At 64.0% G+C, this 18,320-nt stretch carries 16 protein-coding genes and 2 rRNA genes (1 of these 18 running past the window's edge); 14 read left to right on the top strand and 4 right to left on the bottom strand.

Features of this window, described 5'->3' with window-relative positions; genetic code table 11:
- The 9 genes from HGI30_RS02815 to HGI30_RS02855 all read left to right on the top strand — a co-directional run.
- A 23S ribosomal RNA gene (locus HGI30_RS02815) occupies window positions 1–797 on the top strand; it begins 2,133 nt to the left of the window's first position.
- Between the two features lie 85 nt (window positions 798–882).
- Window positions 883–999, top strand: a 5S ribosomal RNA gene (gene rrf / locus HGI30_RS02820).
- Window positions 1,000–1,163: 164 nt separating this feature from the next.
- Complete coding sequence (locus HGI30_RS02825) at window positions 1,164–2,267, top strand: threonine aldolase family protein (protein WP_168906300.1); 1,104 nt, start codon at window positions 1,164–1,166, stop codon at window positions 2,265–2,267.
- A gap of 191 nt (window positions 2,268–2,458) precedes the next feature.
- Window positions 2,459–3,715, top strand: a complete 1,257-nt coding sequence (locus HGI30_RS02830) for a GNAT family N-acetyltransferase (protein ID WP_168906301.1) — start codon at window positions 2,459–2,461, stop codon at window positions 3,713–3,715.
- Window positions 3,716–4,029: 314 nt separating this feature from the next.
- Window positions 4,030–4,494 (top strand): CtsR family transcriptional regulator, encoded by a 465-nt coding sequence (locus HGI30_RS02835; RefSeq protein ID WP_168906302.1) that lies wholly within the window; start codon window positions 4,030–4,032, stop codon window positions 4,492–4,494.
- A gap of 24 nt (window positions 4,495–4,518) precedes the next feature.
- Complete coding sequence (locus HGI30_RS02840; protein ID WP_168906303.1) at window positions 4,519–5,052, top strand: protein-arginine kinase activator protein McsA; 534 nt, start codon at window positions 4,519–4,521, stop codon at window positions 5,050–5,052.
- 52 nt (window positions 5,053–5,104) lie between these two features.
- On the top strand, window positions 5,105–6,190 hold the full coding sequence (locus tag HGI30_RS02845) for a protein-arginine kinase McsB (RefSeq protein ID WP_168906304.1): 1,086 nt from the start codon (window positions 5,105–5,107) through the stop codon (window positions 6,188–6,190).
- Window positions 6,187–8,649 (top strand): ATP-dependent protease ATP-binding subunit ClpC, encoded by a 2,463-nt coding sequence (clpC, locus tag HGI30_RS02850; RefSeq protein WP_168906305.1) that lies wholly within the window; start codon window positions 6,187–6,189, stop codon window positions 8,647–8,649. The genes HGI30_RS02845 and clpC overlap by 4 nt, the downstream gene beginning before the upstream one ends.
- Before the next feature lie 174 nt (window positions 8,650–8,823).
- On the top strand, window positions 8,824–9,354 hold the full coding sequence (locus tag HGI30_RS02855; protein WP_168906306.1) for an antibiotic biosynthesis monooxygenase: 531 nt from the start codon (window positions 8,824–8,826) through the stop codon (window positions 9,352–9,354).
- A 133-nt stretch (window positions 9,355–9,487) separates the two neighbouring features.
- Here HGI30_RS02855 and HGI30_RS02860 read toward each other — a convergent pair whose 3' ends face one another.
- Window positions 9,488–9,661: a hypothetical protein gene (locus HGI30_RS02860; protein WP_168906307.1), complete on the bottom strand. Its 174-nt coding sequence runs from the start codon at window positions 9,659–9,661 to the stop codon at window positions 9,488–9,490.
- A gap of 352 nt (window positions 9,662–10,013) precedes the next feature.
- On the opposite strand from HGI30_RS02860, the gene HGI30_RS02865 reads away from it, so the two are divergent.
- The 4 genes from HGI30_RS02865 to HGI30_RS02880 all read left to right on the top strand — a co-directional run bounded on the left by HGI30_RS02865 (window position 10,014) and on the right by HGI30_RS02880 (window position 14,549).
- Window positions 10,014–11,123 carry an ABC transporter substrate-binding protein gene (locus tag HGI30_RS02865; RefSeq protein WP_328805228.1) on the top strand — a complete coding sequence of 370 codons (1,110 nt, stop codon included), beginning with the start codon at window positions 10,014–10,016 and terminating at the stop codon, window positions 11,121–11,123.
- Between the two features lie 26 nt (window positions 11,124–11,149).
- Window positions 11,150–12,067: an ABC transporter ATP-binding protein gene (locus tag HGI30_RS02870; protein WP_235680299.1), complete on the top strand. Its 918-nt coding sequence runs from the start codon at window positions 11,150–11,152 to the stop codon at window positions 12,065–12,067.
- 118 nt (window positions 12,068–12,185) lie between these two features.
- A complete protein-coding gene (locus HGI30_RS02875) occupies window positions 12,186–13,118 on the top strand; it encodes an ABC transporter permease (protein WP_168906308.1) in 933 nt (310 codons plus the stop codon).
- Between the two features lie 66 nt (window positions 13,119–13,184).
- Window positions 13,185–14,549, top strand: coding sequence for an LLM class flavin-dependent oxidoreductase (locus HGI30_RS02880; protein WP_168906309.1), 1,365 nt, complete (start codon window positions 13,185–13,187; stop codon window positions 14,547–14,549).
- Window positions 14,550–14,670: 121 nt separating this feature from the next.
- Here HGI30_RS02880 and HGI30_RS02885 read toward each other — a convergent pair whose 3' ends face one another.
- From HGI30_RS02885 to HGI30_RS02895, 3 genes are all read right to left on the bottom strand, one after another.
- Window positions 14,671–14,829 (bottom strand): hypothetical protein, encoded by a 159-nt coding sequence (locus HGI30_RS02885; protein ID WP_168906310.1) that lies wholly within the window; start codon window positions 14,827–14,829, stop codon window positions 14,671–14,673.
- A gap of 85 nt (window positions 14,830–14,914) precedes the next feature.
- A complete protein-coding gene (locus tag HGI30_RS02890; RefSeq protein WP_168906311.1) occupies window positions 14,915–16,087 on the bottom strand; it encodes a sensor histidine kinase in 1,173 nt (390 codons plus the stop codon).
- Window positions 16,084–16,800, bottom strand: a complete 717-nt coding sequence (locus HGI30_RS02895; protein WP_168906312.1) for a response regulator transcription factor — start codon at window positions 16,798–16,800, stop codon at window positions 16,084–16,086. Before HGI30_RS02895 ends, HGI30_RS02890 begins: the two co-directional genes overlap by 4 nt.
- A 129-nt stretch (window positions 16,801–16,929) precedes the next feature.
- Between HGI30_RS02895 and radA the strand changes: the two genes are divergently transcribed.
- On the top strand, window positions 16,930–18,306 hold the full coding sequence (radA, locus tag HGI30_RS02900) for a DNA repair protein RadA (RefSeq protein WP_168906313.1): 1,377 nt from the start codon (window positions 16,930–16,932) through the stop codon (window positions 18,304–18,306).
- Window positions 18,307–18,320: the final 14 nt, after the last annotated feature.

The following is an 18,320-nucleotide window of genomic DNA, read 5'->3' on the forward strand; positions in this document are numbered from 1 at the left end:
CTTTGGTACGATCTGTACAGGATAGGTGGGAGCCTAGGAATCCGGAGCGCCAGCTTCGGAGGAGGCGCCGTTGGGATACCACCCTGATCGTATCGGAGTTCTAACCTGGCACCGTGAAACCGGTGCAGGGACCGTGTCAGGCGGGCAGTTTGACTGGGGCGGTCGCCTCCTAAAATGTAACGGAGGCGCCCAAAGGTTCCCTCAGAATGGTTGGAAATCATTCGCAGCGTGCAAAGGCATAAGGGAGCTTGACTGCGAGACCTACAAGTCGAGCAGGGACGAAAGTCGGGCTTAGTGATCCGGTGGTACCGAATGGAAGGGCCATCGCTCAACGGATAAAAGCTACCCTGGGGATAACAGGCTTATCTCCCCCAAGAGTCCACATCGACGGGGAGGTTTGGCACCTCGATGTCGGCTCATCGCATCCTGGGGCTGAAGTAGGTCCCAAGGGTTGGGCTGTTCGCCCATTAAAGCGGTACGCGAGCTGGGTTCAGAACGTCGTGAGACAGTTCGGTCCCTATCTGTCGTGGGCGCAGGAAATTTGAGAGGAGCTGTCCTTAGTACGAGAGGACCGGGATGGACGTACCGCTGGTGTACCAGTTGTTCCGCCAGGAGCACCGCTGGGTAGCTACGTACGGACGGGATAAGCGCTGAAAGCATCTAAGCGCGAAGCCCCCCTCAAGATGAGATTTCCCAGTATGTAAGACCCCTGGTAGACGACCAGGTTGATAGGCTCGAGGTGGAAGCGCGGCAACGTGTGCAGCTGACGAGTACTAATCGGTCGAGGGCTTATCCTATTCAAGCAAGACACAGCCGGTCAGCACGGCATTTCGTTCGATCCAGTTTTCAGGGCGCAAGCCTACGCCTTGAGCACGCATGACGTTTGGTGGCGATGGCGGAAGGGAACCACGCGTACCCATCCCGAACACGACCGTTAAGCCTTCCAGCGCCGATGGTACTTGGACCGCAGGGTCCTGGGAGAGTAGGACGTCGCCAAGCACGTGCATAGGAGCCGCCGCATCTTCGGATGCGGCGGCTTTTTGCTTTGCTCGGCATGGTGCGGCGTTCTCGGGGATGCCTTGAAGGCAATCCTTTACGCTTGCTTCTTCCCGTCCGATTCTGGTATACCTGCATAAAGGGTTCCATTCGAAAGGAGAATCGGCATGGGGATAACGAACGGCCTGGCAGAGAGCTTCGCTCAGGCCGAGCATATCGTCACCGGCAGCAGCAAGCGCTCGATGCGATTGCTGCTGCGGGCGTTCGAAGAGGTGGACGGCGATCAGGCAAGCGATATGTATGGCAAAGGTGAAGTAATCGAGGCGTTCCAGACGAAAATGGCGAAGCTGCTCGGCAAGGAAACGGCAGTCTTTTTCCCAAGCGGCACGATGGCGCAGCAAATCGCCTTGCGGATCTGGTGCGACCGCAAGGGCATCCGCAAGGCAGCTTACCATCCGCTGTGCCATCTGGAGATTCATGAGGAAAGAGGCTTGCATGAGCTGCACGGCATCCAGCCGGTGCTGCTGGGAGGCGAGGATCGGCTCATCACGCTGCAGGACGTCCAGCAGATGGGGGAGGTCGGCTGCCTGCTGCTGGAGCTCCCGCAGCGGGAGATCGGCGGACAGCTGCCGCCATTCGAGGAGCTGGAGGCGATCTCGGCCTGGTGCCGGGACAAAGGCATTCCGCTTCATCTGGACGGAGCGCGTCTATTCGAGATCGTCCCGTACTACGGGCGTTCGGAGGCTGAAATCTGCCGCTTGTTCGACAGCGTGTATGTCTCTTTCTACAAAGGTCTTGGAGGTATCGCAGGAGCGGTACTGGTCGGGGATGCGGGACTCGCGGGCGAGGCCAAGGTGTGGAAACGGCGGCATGGCGGAGATTTAATCAGCTTGTATCCCTATATCGTCAGCTCCGACTACTACCTGGACCTTCGTCGGCCGAAAATGAGCCGATATTATGATGGCGCGAAAGAGCTGGCCCGCCGGCTGAACGAAGTCGCCGGGCTGCATACCGTGCCGGAGACACCCGTATCAAACATGTTCCATCTCCATGCGGCGCTGCCGGCGGAGCAGGCGGCCCGGCTGTTCGAGCAGGCCGCCCGGGAGACGGGAGTAGCTTTGGTCGGATATGTCCAAGAAAAGACGGCCGATCGCTGCGCGAGCGAGCTGTCGATCGGGGACCGGTACGAGGATTTGCCGCCGGAAAAGCTGGAGCAGGCGCTGGTCCTGCTGGACCGGCTGTTCCGGGAGGCAGGCTGCGGGGATGAATGAGCTAAAGCAGCGAGGCAAGCAGCGAGATGAGGCTGAGCCAAAGTAACGGAGGCAGGCTGCGCGGCGGCATCCGAGGCGAAGGAACCGGCGACATGCCGTGACCGGACCTACATAGGCAGCGGTACGCAAGAGCCGGATTTAAACGAGGATCGTCGTGCAGCAGGACGTTGACCGAAAAAGGAGGAGCTGGCATGGAAATACGCAAGCTGCGGCCGGAGGAAATGGACGAGCATCTGAAGCTGAGCCAGTACGCCTTTCAATATGAAATGTCGCCGGAGGAGCTGGAGCGGGCCCATCGTACGCGCAAGCCCGAGCAGCTGTGGGTAGCGGTAGAGGAAGGCCGGATCCGCTCGCAAACCCTTGTCCTGCCCTTGACGGCGTACGTGCAGGGACGCAAATTTCCCATGGGCGGTGTCGCGGGTGTCGCGAGCTGGCCGGAAGAGCGGCGCAAGGGTCATATCTCGCAGCTTCTGCGCCGATCGCTGGAAGAAATGAAGGAGCGGGGACAGACGCTGTCGATGCTCGCTCCGTTCAGCATCGGGTTCTACCGGCGCTTCGGCTGGGAGCTGTGTGCCGACCGGATCCGGTTCACGATCCCGAAGGACAAGCTGCCCCCGCGCAAGCTGGTGCCGGGCTCCGTCGAGCGGGTCGATCCGGTTCGTCCGGACGTGCGGCAGACGCTGCAGGAGCTCTATGTGACGTATGCCGCCGGCTTTCAGATCGCGCTCTCGCGGGAGGCCGACTGGTGGGATGACTCGGTGCTGCGGCGCAAGCCGGGGCATGCGGCGATCTACCGCTCCGAAGGCGGCGCGGCCGAAGGGTATGCGCTGTACGAGGTCAAGGAGCGCAAGCTGACCGTGCATGAGCTCGTCTACGTGAGCGAGAAGGCGCGGGAAGGGCTGTGGACCTTTTTTGCCCAGCATGACTCGATGATCGACCAGGTGCAGTTCGAAAGCTACAAAGGCGACCCGCTGCCGTTCCTGCTGCCGGATCCGCGCGTCGAGCAGAGCGTGCATCCATACTTCATGGCTCGGATCGTCGATGCGGAGGCTTTCCTGGATGCTTATCCGTTCCTCCCTGGACCCGCAAGGACGTGGACGCTGAACGTGGAGGATGAGCATGCGCCCTGGAATGACGGCAGCTGGGAGCTGACGATCGACGAACAGGGAAAAGGCTCGCTGCGCAAGCTCTCCGGACAGTTGGCGGACAGCGGGGCGACACCTGCCGAGAGCGCAGCAGTGCATGCCGGGAGCGCTGCGGTACATGACGGGAGCGCTGCGGCAACCGCGCTGAGGGGCGGCATCGGCAGCTGGACGGCGCTGTTCACCGGCTACGCCGGGCCGCGGGAGCTGTCGGCGGCAGGCGGCCTGACGGGGCCGTCGGCGGAGCTGAACGCTCTGGCCGAGCGCATCGAGCCGCGGCTGCCGAATCTAATGGACTTTTTCTAGGTATAAAGCGGAGCGACTTGTCCCAAGCTGGTAAAGGCAAGGGACAAGCCGCATCGCCGCAGCGTCGGTTCATGGAGCGCTTGACGTCTCCGGAAAAAAGCGTATAATTAAGTTATAAGTCAAAGAAAGTCAAAGTCAGTTGCGGCGTCTCGCCCTCCCGGAAGCTTCCGGAGAGCCGGCGAAGCTTTCTCGTACCAGCGGATGTTTCGTCACGCTTTCAGGGGAATGCTACAGGGATGCAATTCGGGCATTGGCTTTTTGGCTTACCGCCATTTTTTTAACGTACAGGTGCCAGGCATAGGGAGGTTGGTGATATGCGAAATATTTCCGATGCCCTGGAGCAGCACTTGAAGCAGCTGCTGCAGGAAAGTCCCGAAGGCGCGGTAGAGATCCAGCGCAACGAGCTCGCGGACCGGTTTTCCTGCGTGCCGTCCCAGATCAATTACGTCATCAGCACGCGGTTCACGCTCGAAAAGGGCTATCTCGTCGAGAGCAAGCGAGGAGGCGGAGGCTACATCCGCATCCAGCGCATCGAGCTGCCGGCGATGAAGGCGATCCACGGCCACATCCATCATACGATCGGCTCGCATGTCGACCAGAATGCGGCGGACGGCCTGATCTATCAGCTGGAGGAAGCGACGATCATCTCCAGGCGAGAGGGCAATCTGCTGCGTGCGGCCGTATGCAGGGAGACGATCGCGGTCAAGCTGCCGCAGCGCGACGAGCTTCGGGCCAGGCTGCTCAAGGCGATGCTGATCTCGCTTTTGGGTAAGGAATAGGGAGCGTCAAGGAGGGATGACGGCATGCTTTGTCAGGAATGCGGCAAAAGGCCGGCTACGCTTCATTTTACGAAAATCATCAACGGGGACAAGAACGAGTTCCACATTTGCGAGACTTGCGCCCGGGAACGGGGAGAAGGGCTGCCCGGCGCGCCGAACGGCTTTTCGATCCACAGCCTTCTGTCGGGGCTCATGGACTTCGATCCGGCCGGCAAGGGCAGCGGGCAGGGGCAAGCGCCCGCCCAGCCGCTCCGGTGCGAGGAATGCGGGCTGACCTATCCCCAGTTCAAGAAGCTCGGACGCTTCGGCTGCAGCTCGTGCTACAAGCATTTCGGAGATCGTCTCGATCCGCTGTTCAAGCGGGTGCACGGCAGCACGGCGCATGTGGGCAAAATTCCGCAGCGCTCGGGCGGCCTCATCAAGACCCGGCGCGAAATCGATCGACTGCGGCAGGAGATGCAGAGCTCGATCCAGAAGGAAGAGTTCGAGACGGCAGCCAAGCTTCGGGACGAGATCCGTTTGCTGGAAAAGCAGCTTCAGGGCGCCAGTCCCGACTGAGCGGATAAGCAGGCCGATCCGGGATTCGCTAGATCGAGAGGAGGATGGGAACGTGGCAGCAAGCCGCTTCGCGCAGAACGCGCTGAGTGAATGGATGAAGGGCGAAGGTCCGGACTCCGACATCGTTTTCAGCAGCAGGGTGCGGGTTGCGCGCAACCTCAAAGGCTTTCCCTTCCCGATTCTGGCTACGGGCCAGCATGCGGCGGACGTGAAGAACAAGCTGGCCGCAGTCGCGAAGGAAGGAAAGCTGGATGCCGTCGGCACGTTCGAGACGCTGGATCTGGCCGAGCTGAGCGAGCTGGAGCGCCGAGTGCTCGTGGAGAAGCATCTGATCAGCCCGGCGCTGGCCGGCGATTCGCGAGCCGGAGCCGTCGTCGTAAGCGACAACGAAGCGATCAGCATCATGATTAACGAAGAAGACCATCTTCGCATCCAATGTCTATATCCGGGCTTTCAGGTCCAGGAGGCTTGGCGGCTCGCCAGCCGGATCGACGACATCTATGAAGAGGCAACGGAATATGCTTTCGACGAGAAGCGCGGCTTCTTGACCAGTTGTCCCACGAACGTCGGCACGGGCATCCGGGCGTCCGTCATGATGCATCTGCCGGCGCTGGTCATGACGCAGCAGATCAACCGCATCCTGTCGGCGATCACGCAGGTCGGCCTGGCGGTGCGGGGGCTGTACGGGGAAGGCAGCGAGGCGCTGGGCAATCTGTTCCAGATTTCGAACCAGATCACGCTCGGCCAGTCGGAGGACGAGATCATCGACAACCTGCACGGCGTCGTGCGCCAGATCATCGAGCATGAAAAGGCGGCGAGGCAACGGCTGCTCCAGGAGTCCCGGCTTCGCCTGGAGGATCGCGTGAAGCGCTCCTACGGCATCCTGTCGCATGCGGCGATCATGGATTCCAAGGAATCCGCGCAGCGCCTGTCGGACGTGCGGCTCGGCATCGACCTGGGCCTGATTGGCCACGTATCCCCGCAGGTTATGAATGAGTTGATGGTCATGACGCAACCCGGCTTTCTGCAGCAGGCATTCGAGGAAAAGATGAATACGGAGCAGCGGGACATGCGGCGCGCGGAGCTCATCCGCGGGCAGCTGGCATCCCGATCCCAAGACGGAGGTGCTTACGAATGATGTTTGGACGATTCACGGAACGCGCGCAGAAGGTGCTTGCACTGGCCCAGGAAGAGGCGGTGCGGCTTGGACATAACAATATCGGAACGGAGCACATCCTGCTCGGACTGATCCGCGAGGGCGAGGGCATCGCCGCCAAGGCGCTGATCGCGCTCGGCCTCGGGCTCGAGAAGATCCAGGACGAGGTGGAGTCGCTCATCGGACGCGGCCAGGAGCAGCCGAGCAACATCGCTTATACGCCGCGCGCCAAGAAGGTCATCGAGCTGTCGATGGACGAAGCCCGCAAGCTCGGCCATACGTATGTCGGGACGGAGCATATCCTGCTCGGCCTGATCCGCGAGGGCGAGGGCGTCGCCGCGCGCGTGCTCAACAACCTCGGCATCAGTCTCAACAAGGCGCGCCAGCAGGTGCTCCAGCTGCTCGGCAGCAGCGAGGCCGTCTCCAGCAACCACGGCGCTCCGGCCAACGTGAGCACCCCGACGCTTGACGGCCTGGCGCGCGACCTGACGGCGTCCGCCCGCGAGAACAACCTCGATCCGGTCATCGGCCGCAGCAAGGAGATCGAGCGCGTCATCCAGGTGCTCAGCCGCCGCACGAAGAACAATCCCGTGCTGATCGGCGAGCCGGGCGTCGGCAAGACCGCGATCGCCGAAGGCCTCGCCCAGAAGATCGTGGCCAACGAAATTCCCGAGACGCTGCGCGACAAGCGCGTCATGACGCTCGACATGGGCTCCGTCGTGGCGGGCACGAAATACCGCGGCGAGTTCGAGGACCGGCTCAAGAAGATCATGGATGAGATCCGCCAGGCCGGCAATATCGTGCTGTTTATCGACGAGCTGCATACGCTCATCGGCGCAGGCGGCGCGGAGGGTGCGATCGACGCCTCCAACATCCTCAAGCCGGCGCTGGCGCGCGGCGAGCTGCAGTGCATCGGCGCCACGACGCTGGACGAATACCGCAAGTACATCGAGAAGGACGCCGCGCTCGAGCGCCGCTTCCAGCCGATCACGGTCGACCAGCCGACGCCGGATGAGGCGATCCAGATCCTGCACGGCCTGCGCGACCGCTACGAGGCGCATCACCGCGTGAAGATCACCGACGAGGCGATCGAGGCGGCTGTCAAGCTGTCGGACCGCTACATCACGGACCGCTTCCTGCCGGACAAGGCGATCGACCTGATCGACGAGGCCAGCTCCAAGGTAAGGCTTCACACGTACACGATTCCGCCGGATCTCAAGCAGCTCGAAGGCCGGCTGGACGAAGTGCGCAAGGAGAAGGACGCGGCCGTGCAGAGCCAGGAGTTCGAGAAAGCGGCCGCCCTGCGCGATACGGAGCAGAAGATCCGGGAAGAGCTCGACACGACGAAGAACAGCTGGAAGGAAAAGCAGGGGCGCACCGATTCCGAGGTGACGCCGGACGATATCGCGCAGGTCGTCGCCGGCTGGACCGGCATCCCCGTCGTCAAGCTGGCGGAGGAGGAGACGCAGCGCCTGCTCAAGATGGAAGAAATTCTGCATGACCGCGTCATCGGGCAGTCCGATGCGGTCAAAGCGGTGTCCCGCGCCGTGCGCCGCTCGCGCGCCGGCCTCAAGGATCCGAAGCGGCCGATGGGCAGCTTCATCTTCCTCGGCCCGACGGGCGTCGGCAAGACGGAGCTCGCCCGCGCGCTGGCCGAAGCGATGTTCGGCGACGAGAACGCCGTCATCCGCATCGACATGTCGGAGTACATGGAGAAGCATTCGACCTCGCGCCTGGTCGGAGCGCCTCCGGGCTACGTCGGGTACGAAGAGGGCGGCCAGCTGACCGAGAAGGTGCGCCGCAAGCCGTACTCCGTCGTCCTGCTCGACGAGATCGAGAAGGCGCATCCGGAAGTGTTCAACATCCTGCTGCAGGTGCTTGAGGACGGCCGTCTGACGGACTCCAAGGGCCGTGTCGTCGACTTCCGCAACACGCTCATCATCATGACGTCCAACGTCGGCGCCGATCAGATCAAGCGCAACTCGACGCTCGGCTTCACGGCCAGCCACGACGCGGGCCGCGAGTTCAACCAGATGAGGGACAAAGTGATGGGCGAGCTCAAGAAGAGCTTCCGTCCGGAGTTCCTCAACCGGATCGACGAGACGATCGTGTTCCACTCGCTGGAGCAGGAGCATATCGCCCAGATCGTGACGCTCATGTCCGACGACCTGCGCAAGCGGCTGCGGGAGCAGGAGGTGGACTTCGAGCTGACCGACAAGGCGAAGGAATTCCTCGCCAAGGAAGGCTTCGATCCGGCGTACGGCGCCCGTCCGCTGCGCCGCGCCATCCAGAAGCACATCGAGGACCGTCTGTCCGAGGAGCTGCTGATGGGCACGATCAAAAAAGGCTACATGCTCGTCATCGACGAGGAGGATGGCGGACTAACCGTCAAGCCTCATCCGGAGCATAAGCTGCCGGAGGAGGAGCCGGCCGCCAAGTAAGCGGACGGCATCAAGGGCGGCGTCAGGCGAGGATCTTCCATCCGCTCCTGGCGCGAGAGGCTCTTGCGGAAAGCCCCCGGCCCCTTTTTCGGGTCGGGGGCTTTTGGCTTGGCCGGGCTGATGGGTAAGGAGTAGGGATGCAGCAAGGAACAGACGGAAAAGGAGAGATGGACGATGATCGTGGTGACGAATACGATTCAGATCAAAAGCGGGTACGGGGAGCAGGTATCCGAGCGGTTTAAGCAGGCGCGGGGCGTACAGTCGATGCCCGGCTTCATCGGCATGGAGCTGCTGCTCGCTCGCGCCGAGGAAGCGGACGAGCTCAAGGTCGTGACGCATTGGCAGGACAAGGAGAGCTTCGACGGCTGGGTGGCGAGCGACTCGTTCAAGCAGGCTCATGCGCGGCGAGCGCCGGAGCCGGCAGCCGCGCGAGCGGAGGGCGAGGCGCCGGCCGATCCGGCGCAGCCGATGGGCGGCACGGCGATGGACGGCAACCCGGTCGGTGCGGAAACGGCGGCCGATGCGGCGGAGGGATCCGGCGGCTCTGTCGGCGACGGCGGCCATCCTGCGAGCGGAGGCTCGGAAGCGGCTGGAGCCGGCAGGCATGGTAGCGAGGCGGCGGGACCGGATCCGCGCTCGCTCATGCTGGGAGCGAAGCTGTCCGTGCACGAAGTGCTGTTCGCGCTGAAGCCGGATTCGCTTTAAGACTGCTCGGCAGCTTCAAGCTGGCTCCGCATGCATTCAGGCTGCGAGAAAAAGGCCGCCCTCTTTCCTTCCAAGGAAAGGAGGCGGCCTTTTCATTTGCAGCCGATGACGAGGCGTGCAGGCTCGTTTTCGCCTAGACGAGGAACGGCAGCGCCAGCATGCCGAGGAAGCCGCCGCTGATGCTGAGCCAGAGCAGGGCGTAGCGTTGGCGCAGGACGCCTTTGCGGATGCAGTGAAGCACCAGGCCGGTGAAAAGAAGAGCAAGAGCGATAAGGGCGAGCTGGAGCAGATCGGACATAAGCGGCATGAGCGCAATCCTCCCGGTTCCGCTTCCGGCCGGGACGGCGGAGCGGGTATTTGCTTTCAGCATCGCCCATTCGAAAGCGAAATATTCGTATTGACGGATCGCGGGAGCGATGCTATGATTCTTTTCATAGTAAATATATAGGAATTATATACAATCGACCGGAGCAACCGGAGACGCAAGCCTGCAGCGCCATGTGCCCTGCTGCTATGCGTCTTTTTTGCTTCCTGGAAAAGGAGCCGACCCTATGCTGAGGAGGTCTCCCGGACGTAGCGGCTTCATGTGGCCATGCGCCGTGGAGGCTTCTGCCGTTTCCGGCCGGCCTTGCCAAGAGAGGGGTATGGAGATGGAGCAGATGCAGATGCAATGGAACGTAGCGGCCCGGGGACAATCGTCCGCGAGCCATAGCCGCAGGAGGAGCCGCACGGCTGTCGCGCTGGCGACCGTGCTGTCGGCCGCGGTGCTGCTGGCGGGCTGCGGCAGCGGCAATGAGCCCAAGACGGCAACCGCTTCCGGACAGGACGGCGAGCCGGAGACGCTGGAGCTGAGGTACCAGGGATCGGTCGGAGCGGTGACGTTTCCGGAGCTGGCCGAGGATCTCGGCTATCTCGCCCCGGTCAAGCTCAAGTGGATCGGCAATACGACGAGCGGCCCACAGGATATCCAGACGGCGGCGACGGGCCAGTCCGATTTCGGAGGGGCTTTCAACGGCGCGATCATCAAGCTGATCTCGGCCGGTGCGCCGATCCGCTCGGTCATCAGCTACTACGGCATGGATGAGCTGACCTACAACGGGTACTTCGTGCTGGAGGGCAGTCCGATCCAGAGCGCTCGCGACCTGATCGGCAAGAAGGTCGGCATGAATACGATCGGCGCCCATGCCGAGTTCGTGCTCAAGGAATACTTGAAGCGCGGAGGGCTGAGCGAAGACGAGATCAAGCAGGTGACGCTCGTCGCGCTGCCGCCGGTCAATACGGAACAGTCGCTGCGCGCCGGTCAGATCGACGTCGCCGTGCTTGGCGGCATCCTGCGGGAGCGTGCGCTGGAGCGGGGCGGCATACGCAAGCTGTTCAGCGATTATGAGCTGTTCGGGGCGCAGAGCGCGGGCACGATCGTGTTTACGAAAACGTTCATCGAGAAGAATCCGAATACGGTGCGCAAGTTCGTCGAGGGAACGGCCAAAGCGATCGAATGGGCGCGCACGCAGCCGAGGGAGACGGTCATCCAGCGCGCTCAGGACATCGTGGCCAAGCGCGGCCGGGAGGAAAGCGGAGACAACCTGAAGTTCTGGAAGTCGACGAGCGTCGCCGGCAAGGGCGGCGCGATCCGTCCGGAGGAATTCGAAATCTGGCGCCAGTGGCTGGAAGAGAGCGGCGACGAAAAGGCGGCGGGCGTGAAGCTGGAGGAGCTCTTCACCAACGAGTTCAATCCTTTTGCGGAGGAAGATCGGAAGGCCGGCAAGTAAGCGAGGCAAAGCGGGAGAGGAGCGGGATGAGCATGGGAGAGCGGGGCAGCGGCTTGACGGAAACAGCCCGGAGGGCGGCAGGTCGTCCGGAGGCGGCGACGGGGGCGAAAGGGGAAGCGGCCAAAATCCGGTTCCAGGACGTGACGAAGCGGTTCCGCGTGCGCGAGGGCAAGGAGGTCAAGGAATTCACGGCCGTGGACGGCCTCGATCTCGACGTGCGTCCGGGAGAGTTCATGGCGGTCGTCGGACCGAGCGGCTGCGGCAAGTCCACGCTGCTCGACCTGCTCGCCGGCCTGTCCCGTCCGACGTCGGGGCAGATCCTGCTGGACGGACGGCCCGTGACGGGACCGGGCATGGACCGCGGCATCGTCTTCCAGCAATATGCGCTGTTCCCATGGAGGACCGCGCAGGCGAACATCGAGTTCGGTCTGGAGGCGAAAGGAATCGGCGCCAGGGAGCGGCGCGAGCTGGCCCGACATTATTTGGCGCTCGTCGGCTTGAGCGGCTTCGAGGGCCGCTATCCGCACGAGCTGTCCGGCGGCATGAAGCAGCGGGTGGCGATCGCGCGCAGCCTCGCCTTCGATCCTGAGGTGCTGCTCATGGATGAGCCGTTTGCGGCGCTCGACGCGCAGACGCGGGAGAGCTTGCAGGCGGAGCTGCTCCGCATCTGGGAGCAGACGGGCAAGACGATCCTGTTCATCACGCACGGCATCGACGAGGCGGTCTATCTCGGCCAGCGCGTCGCGGTGATGACGGCGCGGCCGGGACGCATCAAGCGAATCGTCGACATACCGCTGGGACGCCGCTCCGAGGAAGAGGACGTGCGCTCCGCGGCGGCTTTCGGGGAGCTCCGCCATGAGATTTGGAACGAGCTGCGCGAGGAGGTGCGGCTATCGCAGACGCAGGCGGTTCCCTCGGCGGCAGGCGGGCGCGCCGTCCGTTAACCGTTCGCGCGGCGGGGAGCGCCGACGGCTTGGAGCGGATCGGCCGGACGGGCGATGAAGATGGGGATCGGGCGCGGACCTCGCGGACGCGCCGACAAGCGAAGGGAGAGCGATGGAGATGAGCGTGAACAAGGCGGCGGCAAGAGGCATTCCGTCCCGATCGGGAACAGCGTCGGAAGCCGGATCGGCTCCGGTCAGGGAAGCAGCGGCGGCCGGTTGGGCCGCGTCCGCGGTTGGGGCGGCTCGGCCAGCGGCAGCGCCGCGCCGATCGGCGGCATGGACAATCGGCAAGGCGGGCGCGAAAGCGCTGCGGGGGTCGGCGGCGATCCTCGCGCTGGCTCTCGTCTGGGAGACGGCTCCCCGCCTCGGCCTGGTGGACGCGACGTTCCTGCCTCCGCTGTCGGAGGTGCTGCGGGCATGGGGAGAGCTGGCGGTCTCGGGATCGCTGCTGGAAAACTTCCAGGCGAGCATCGCCCGGTCGCTCGGCGGGCTGCTGCTGGCAGTGGCGATCGCGATCCCGCTCGGACTTGCGATCGGCTACTCCCGGACGGCGGCGGCGCTGCTCGGGCCTGTGCTGGAGCTTTTTCGCAACACGGCGGCGCTGGCGCTGCTGCCCGTCTTCATCCTGATCCTCGGCATCGGAGAAACGTCGAAGGTCTCGATCGTGCTGTTCGCCTGCACCTGGCCGATCCTGCTGAATACCGTCAGCGGCGTGCGCGGCGTCGATCCGCTGCTCGTCAAGTCGGCGCGCTCGCTCGGGCTGCCGCCGTTCAAGCTGTTCTATAAGGTCATCCTGCCGGCGTCGCTGCCGTCGGTGTTCACCGGCATTCGGCTCGCGGGCGCATCGTCCATCCTCGTGCTGATCGCGGCCGAAATGGTCGGAGCCAAAGCCGGGCTCGGCTACTTCATCAACTACACGCAGTACAACTTCCAAATTCCCGAGATGTACGCCGGCATCCTGACCATCTCCGCGCTCGGCCTGCTCATCAACCAAGGGCTGGTGCTGCTGGAGCGCCGGTTCTCCGGCTGGAAGGCGAACGCCGAGCGTTGACAGGGAGCGCTTAAGCGCCGCGGCATGTCGGGACACAGGCGGACCAAACGAGGAGGAACGATCGATATGGCGAGAAAAGAGAAGCTGCGCCTCGGCGCATTCCTGATGATTCCGGGCCATCATGTCGCATCATGGAGATACGAGCACAGCAACGCCGAGGGCGTGCTGGACTACGGCTTCTACCGCCAGGCGGCGAAGACGGCGGAGCGGGGCAAGTTCGACATGGTGTTCCTGGCGGACGGCTACGCCGTCCATGAGCGCTTTCCGCAGGCGCTGGAGCAGGCGGTGCAGGTGCGGCTGGAGCCGCTGACGCTGCTGTCGGCGCTGGCGGCGGATACGGAGCATGTGGGGCTTGCGGGCACCGTGTCGACGACCTACAACGAGCCTTTCCACGTCGCGCGCAAGTTCGCCTCGCTCGACTACATCAGCGAAGGTCGGGCGGCTTGGAACGTGGTGACCAGCAACACGGAGGACGAGGCGCGCAACTTCAGCCGCGACAAGCATCTGCTGCATGAGCTGCGCTACGAGCGGGCCGAGGAGTTCGTCGACGTCGTCCGGCGGCTGTGGGACGGCTGGGAGGACGGCGCGCTGCTCGCGGACAAGGAAGGAGCGCGGTTCGCCGACCGCTCCAAAATCCATCGGACCGACCATCAAGGGAAATGGTTCCAGGTGCAGGGGCCGCTCAACGTCGCCCGCCCGCCGCAGGGCCATCCCGTCGTCATCCAGGCAGGCGCTTCGGAGCCGGGCAAGGAGCTGGCCGCCCGTACGGCCGAGGTCATCTTCACCGCCTGGCAGACGCTGGAGGAGGCGCAGGCGTTTTACCGCGACGTGAAAGGACGGCTCGCCCGCTACGGACGGCAGCCGGCGGATTTGAAGATCATGCCGGGCGTCTTTCCGATCATCGGCCGCACGGAGGAGGAAGCCCGGGAGAAGAAAGCCCGGTTCGAGGAGCTGATCCCGGTCGAGGCGGGCGTCGCGCTGCTGTCGGGTCTCATTAGCTTCGACCTGAGCCCCTACCCGGTCGACGGGCCGCTGCCTCAGCTGCCCCAGCTGGAGCAGGTGAACGGCGGCAAGAGCCGCTTCCAGCTGCTGCAGAGCCTCGCCGACCGCGAAGGGCTGACGATCCGCCAGCTGTATCAGCGCGTCGCCGGAGCGCGCGGCCATCGCGAGATTCTCGGCACCCCGACTCAGATCGCCGACCAGCTCCAGGAATGGTTTGAGAACGGAGCGGCGGACGGCTTCAACATCATGCCGCCGTATTTGCCGGGCGGGCTCGAGGATTTCGTCGACCTCGTCGTGCCGGAGCTGCAGCGTCGGGGCCTGTTCCGGACGGAGTACGAGGGCAAGACGCTGCGCGACCGCCTCGGCCTGAGAAGGCCGGACAACGGCTTCGCCGCCAAGCCGGCCGGCAGCAGCGCGACCGCGGGCTGAGGGCTGGGCGGGGAGTTCCATGACGATGGAGCTCCCTGTCCAGCCTTTTGGCGTTGTCCGGGAATTAGCCATTCGCCATCCATTCGCCATTCGCCATCCATCCGCCATCCGGCTTCTGGCGTCAGCCCGCCAGCCACAGCGGAGACAAGGCTCCGAGCAGCTGCGCGGCGGCGACGGCGGCCCAGAGCAGGCCGGCCTTGAGCGGGCGGCGCCGGCTGCGCAGCTGCAGCGCCGCGCCGACTCCGAGCAGGATGGCGCTCAAGAGCAGGAATACTTGCATGCAGAAAACCTCCCGGGAAGAAGTCGATAGAGGTAGTCTAATCGGCGCTTCTTAACGGGAGGCTTTTGAAGTTCTTAGGAAATTCTTAAAGCGGCAGGCGCACGACGAATTCGGTCTTGCGCTTCGAGCTGCTGACCTCGATCGCTCCGCCGTGCAGATCGACGATGCTTTTGACGATGGCAAGGCCGAGGCCGCTGCCGCCGGTCTGCCGCGAGCGCGAGGCGTCGACGCGATAGAAGCGGTCGAACAGCCGCGGCAGGTGGCTCGGAGGGATCGGCTCTCCGTAATTGCGAAAGACGACTTCAGCCATCGCGGCCTCGTTCCCGCTCGGCGGCGATGGCTGCGGCGCCTGCACGGCATCCTCTTCTGCATCCGGCGAAGCCGATCCGGCTGCCGGACGTACATAAATATCGACCGCGCCGCCGGACGCCCCGTAGCGGATGGCGTTGGTCAGCAGATTTTCGAACACGCGCAGCAGCAGCTCCGGATCGGCCTGGGCGAGCAGCGGCGGATCGGAGGGATGGACCCGGCAGGTCAGGCCGGCCTCCTCCAGCAGCGGCTCGTACTCGTCGGCAAGCTGGCCGAGGAACGGATTCAGGTCGACCGGCTCCGTCTGCAGCGGCAGGCCTCCGCCGGCGACGCGCGTATACTCGAACAGATCGTCGATCAGCTTGCGCAGCGCGAGCGCCTTGTCGTAGGCGATGTCGACATACTGGCGCAGCTCCAGCTCGTCGCGATAGCGGTCCTTCTGGATGTATTCGAGGAAGCCGAGAATCGATGTGAGCGGGGTGCGCAGGTCATGCGAGACGCCGGTGATGAGGTCGTTCTTGGCCTGCACGGCCGCGCGCTCCTCCTGCTGGGCGATCGCCAGCCGGCGGGCCATCTCGTTGACGCTGCGGGAGACGGCTCCGAGCTCGTCGGCGCTGCCGTCCTCGATGCGATGCGCCAGGTTGCCGCCGGCGATCTGCTGCAGCCCCTCCGTAATGGCGTCGAACCGCTGGAGGAAGCGCCGCGACATCCAGAAGAACAAGCCGAGGAACAGCGCGGTCCCGGCGGCGAGCATGATCGGCAGCGATCCGATTCCGTTGATGGCGGCGACGAGCAGGCGGGTAAGAGGAAAGGAGCGGCTCGGATTGTAGCGCAGCAGCAGCTCCGAGAGGAAGTAGCCGAGCCAGACGAGCGCGGCCATCGCCGCCAGGCTGAGCGCGAAGCGCAGCAGCAGCTTCCACAGGAACGTCTGCAGCATGCGGGTCATCATCGGCCGAGCTTCTCCAGCTTGTAGCCGACGCCCCAGACAGTCTTGATGTAGCGGGGCTGACGCGGATTCTCCTCGATCTTCTCGCGCAGCTTGCGGATGTGCACCATCACGGTGTTGGCCGACTCGTAAAACGGCTCCTGCCAGACCAGCTCGTACAGCTGCTCCATGCTGTAGACGCGGCCGGGGTGGCGCAGCAGCAGCTCGAGGATGCTGAATTCCCGCGGTGTCAGGCGGATCTCCGCGTCCTCGACGGTCACCTCTCGCGTCAGCGTATCCAGCGCGATGCCGTCGTGGCGGAGCACCGAGGACGGCATCGCCGCCGCTCCAGGTGCGGCCGGGCGGAGGGCCGCATAGCGCCGCAGCTGGCTCTTGATGCGCGCGACGAGCTCGAGCGGGCTGAACGGCTTGGTCACGTAGTCGTCCGCGCCGACGCTGAGGCCGTGGATCTTGTCGATCTCCTCGCTTTTGGCCGATAGGAAGATGATCGGCATCTGCCGGCGCTCGCGGATGGCGAGGCAGACCTCGATGCCGCTGACGCCGGGCATCATGATGTCCAGCACGACGAGGTCGATCGGCTCGCTCTCGATGATCGCCAGCGCTTCCTCCCCGCTCGCGGCGGTACGCAGGCGCACTTTCTCCGACTGGAGATAAAGGCTGATGAGCTTGATGATCTCGGCCTCGTCGTCGACCATCAGCACCGTTTGCTCGTTCACAGGCGTTCGACTTCCTTTCCGTTGTAGGCCTTCTGCCGGCGCGATCAGGTTTTTTGCCCGTTCGCCTTTATGGAAGAGGCTCGAAATGGTAAACTTTGAAGGATACGTCTTACGTTCAAGGAGCCTGATGTGGCCAAGGTAAAAATCAAGTTCGCCTGCACGGAGTGCGGCACGGAATCGCCCAAGTGGCTGGGCAAATGTCCCGGCTGCGGCGAATGGAACACGATGGTAGAGGAAAAGGAAACGGTTGTCAAGACGGCCGGGGTCGGCTTGTCCGCCCCGATGTCGCGCGGGACGAAAGAAAAGCCGCGTTCCATCATAGATATCAATACGGGACAGGAGCCGCGGATCGAGAGCAGCATCGGCGAGCTGAACCGCGTGCTCGGCGGCGGCGTCGTGCCGGGCTCGCTCATCCTCGTCGGAGGCGACCCCGGCATCGGCAAGTCGACGCTGCTGCTGCAGGCCTCCCATGCCCTGGCCTCGGCCGGACTCAAGGTGCTGTACATCTCGGGCGAGGAGTCCGTCCGCCAGACCAAGCTGCGCGCCGACCGGCTCGGCGCGCTCGCCGAGTCGCTGTATGTACTGTGCGAGACCAATATGGAGCATATTAACGAGGCGATCGAGTCGGTAGGACCGGATTTCCTCGTCATCGACTCCATCCAGACGGTCTACGATCCGGGCGTGCAGTCGGCTCCAGGCAGCGTCGCCCAGGTGCGCGAGTGCACGGCGCACTTCATGCGCAAGTCCAAGATCGACGGCATCGCGACGGTGCTTGTCGGCCACGTGACCAAGGAAGGCGCCATCGCCGGCCCGAGGCTGCTGGAGCATATGGTGGACTGCGTCCTTTATTTCGAGGGAGAGAGGCATCATTCCTACCGGCTGCTGCGCGCGGTCAAGAACCGCTTCGGCTCGACCAACGAGATCGGCATCTTCGAAATGGGCGAGGACGGCCTGCGCGAGGTCGCCAATCCGTCCGAGCTGTTCCTGTCGGAGCGCCCGCTCGGCGTCTCCGGCTCGACCGTCGTCGCCAGCATGGAGGGGACGCGTCCGGTGCTCGTGGAGCTGCAGGCCCTGGTGGCGCCGACGCATTTCCCTTCTCCGCGGCGCATGTCGACCGGCTTCGACCATCATCGGATGGCGCTCATCATCGCCGTGCTGGAGAAGCGGATCGGCCTGTTCCTGCAGACGCAGGACGCCTATCTGAACGCCGCCGGCGGCGTGCGGCTCGACGAGCCGGCGGTCGATCTGGCCGCGGCGGTCGCCCTCGCCTCCAGCTTCAAGGACGCGCCGACCAAGCCGGACGACGTCATTTTCGGAGAAGTCGGCCTGACCGGCGAGGTGCGGGCCGTCTCGCGGGCGGAGCAGCGGGTCAAGGAAGCCCAGAAGCTCGGCTTCAAGCGGGTCATCCTGCCGGAGAAGAGCCTCAAGGGCTGGAAGCCGCCGGACGATATCAAGATCGTTGGCGTCAATACGGTTGCCGAAGCGCTCCGCGCGGCGCTTGAATAGGGGGACTACCATAC

The organism is Paenibacillus albicereus (genome assembly GCF_012676905.1).
GTDB lineage: Bacteria > Bacillota > Bacilli > Paenibacillales > Paenibacillaceae > Paenibacillus_O > Paenibacillus_O albicereus.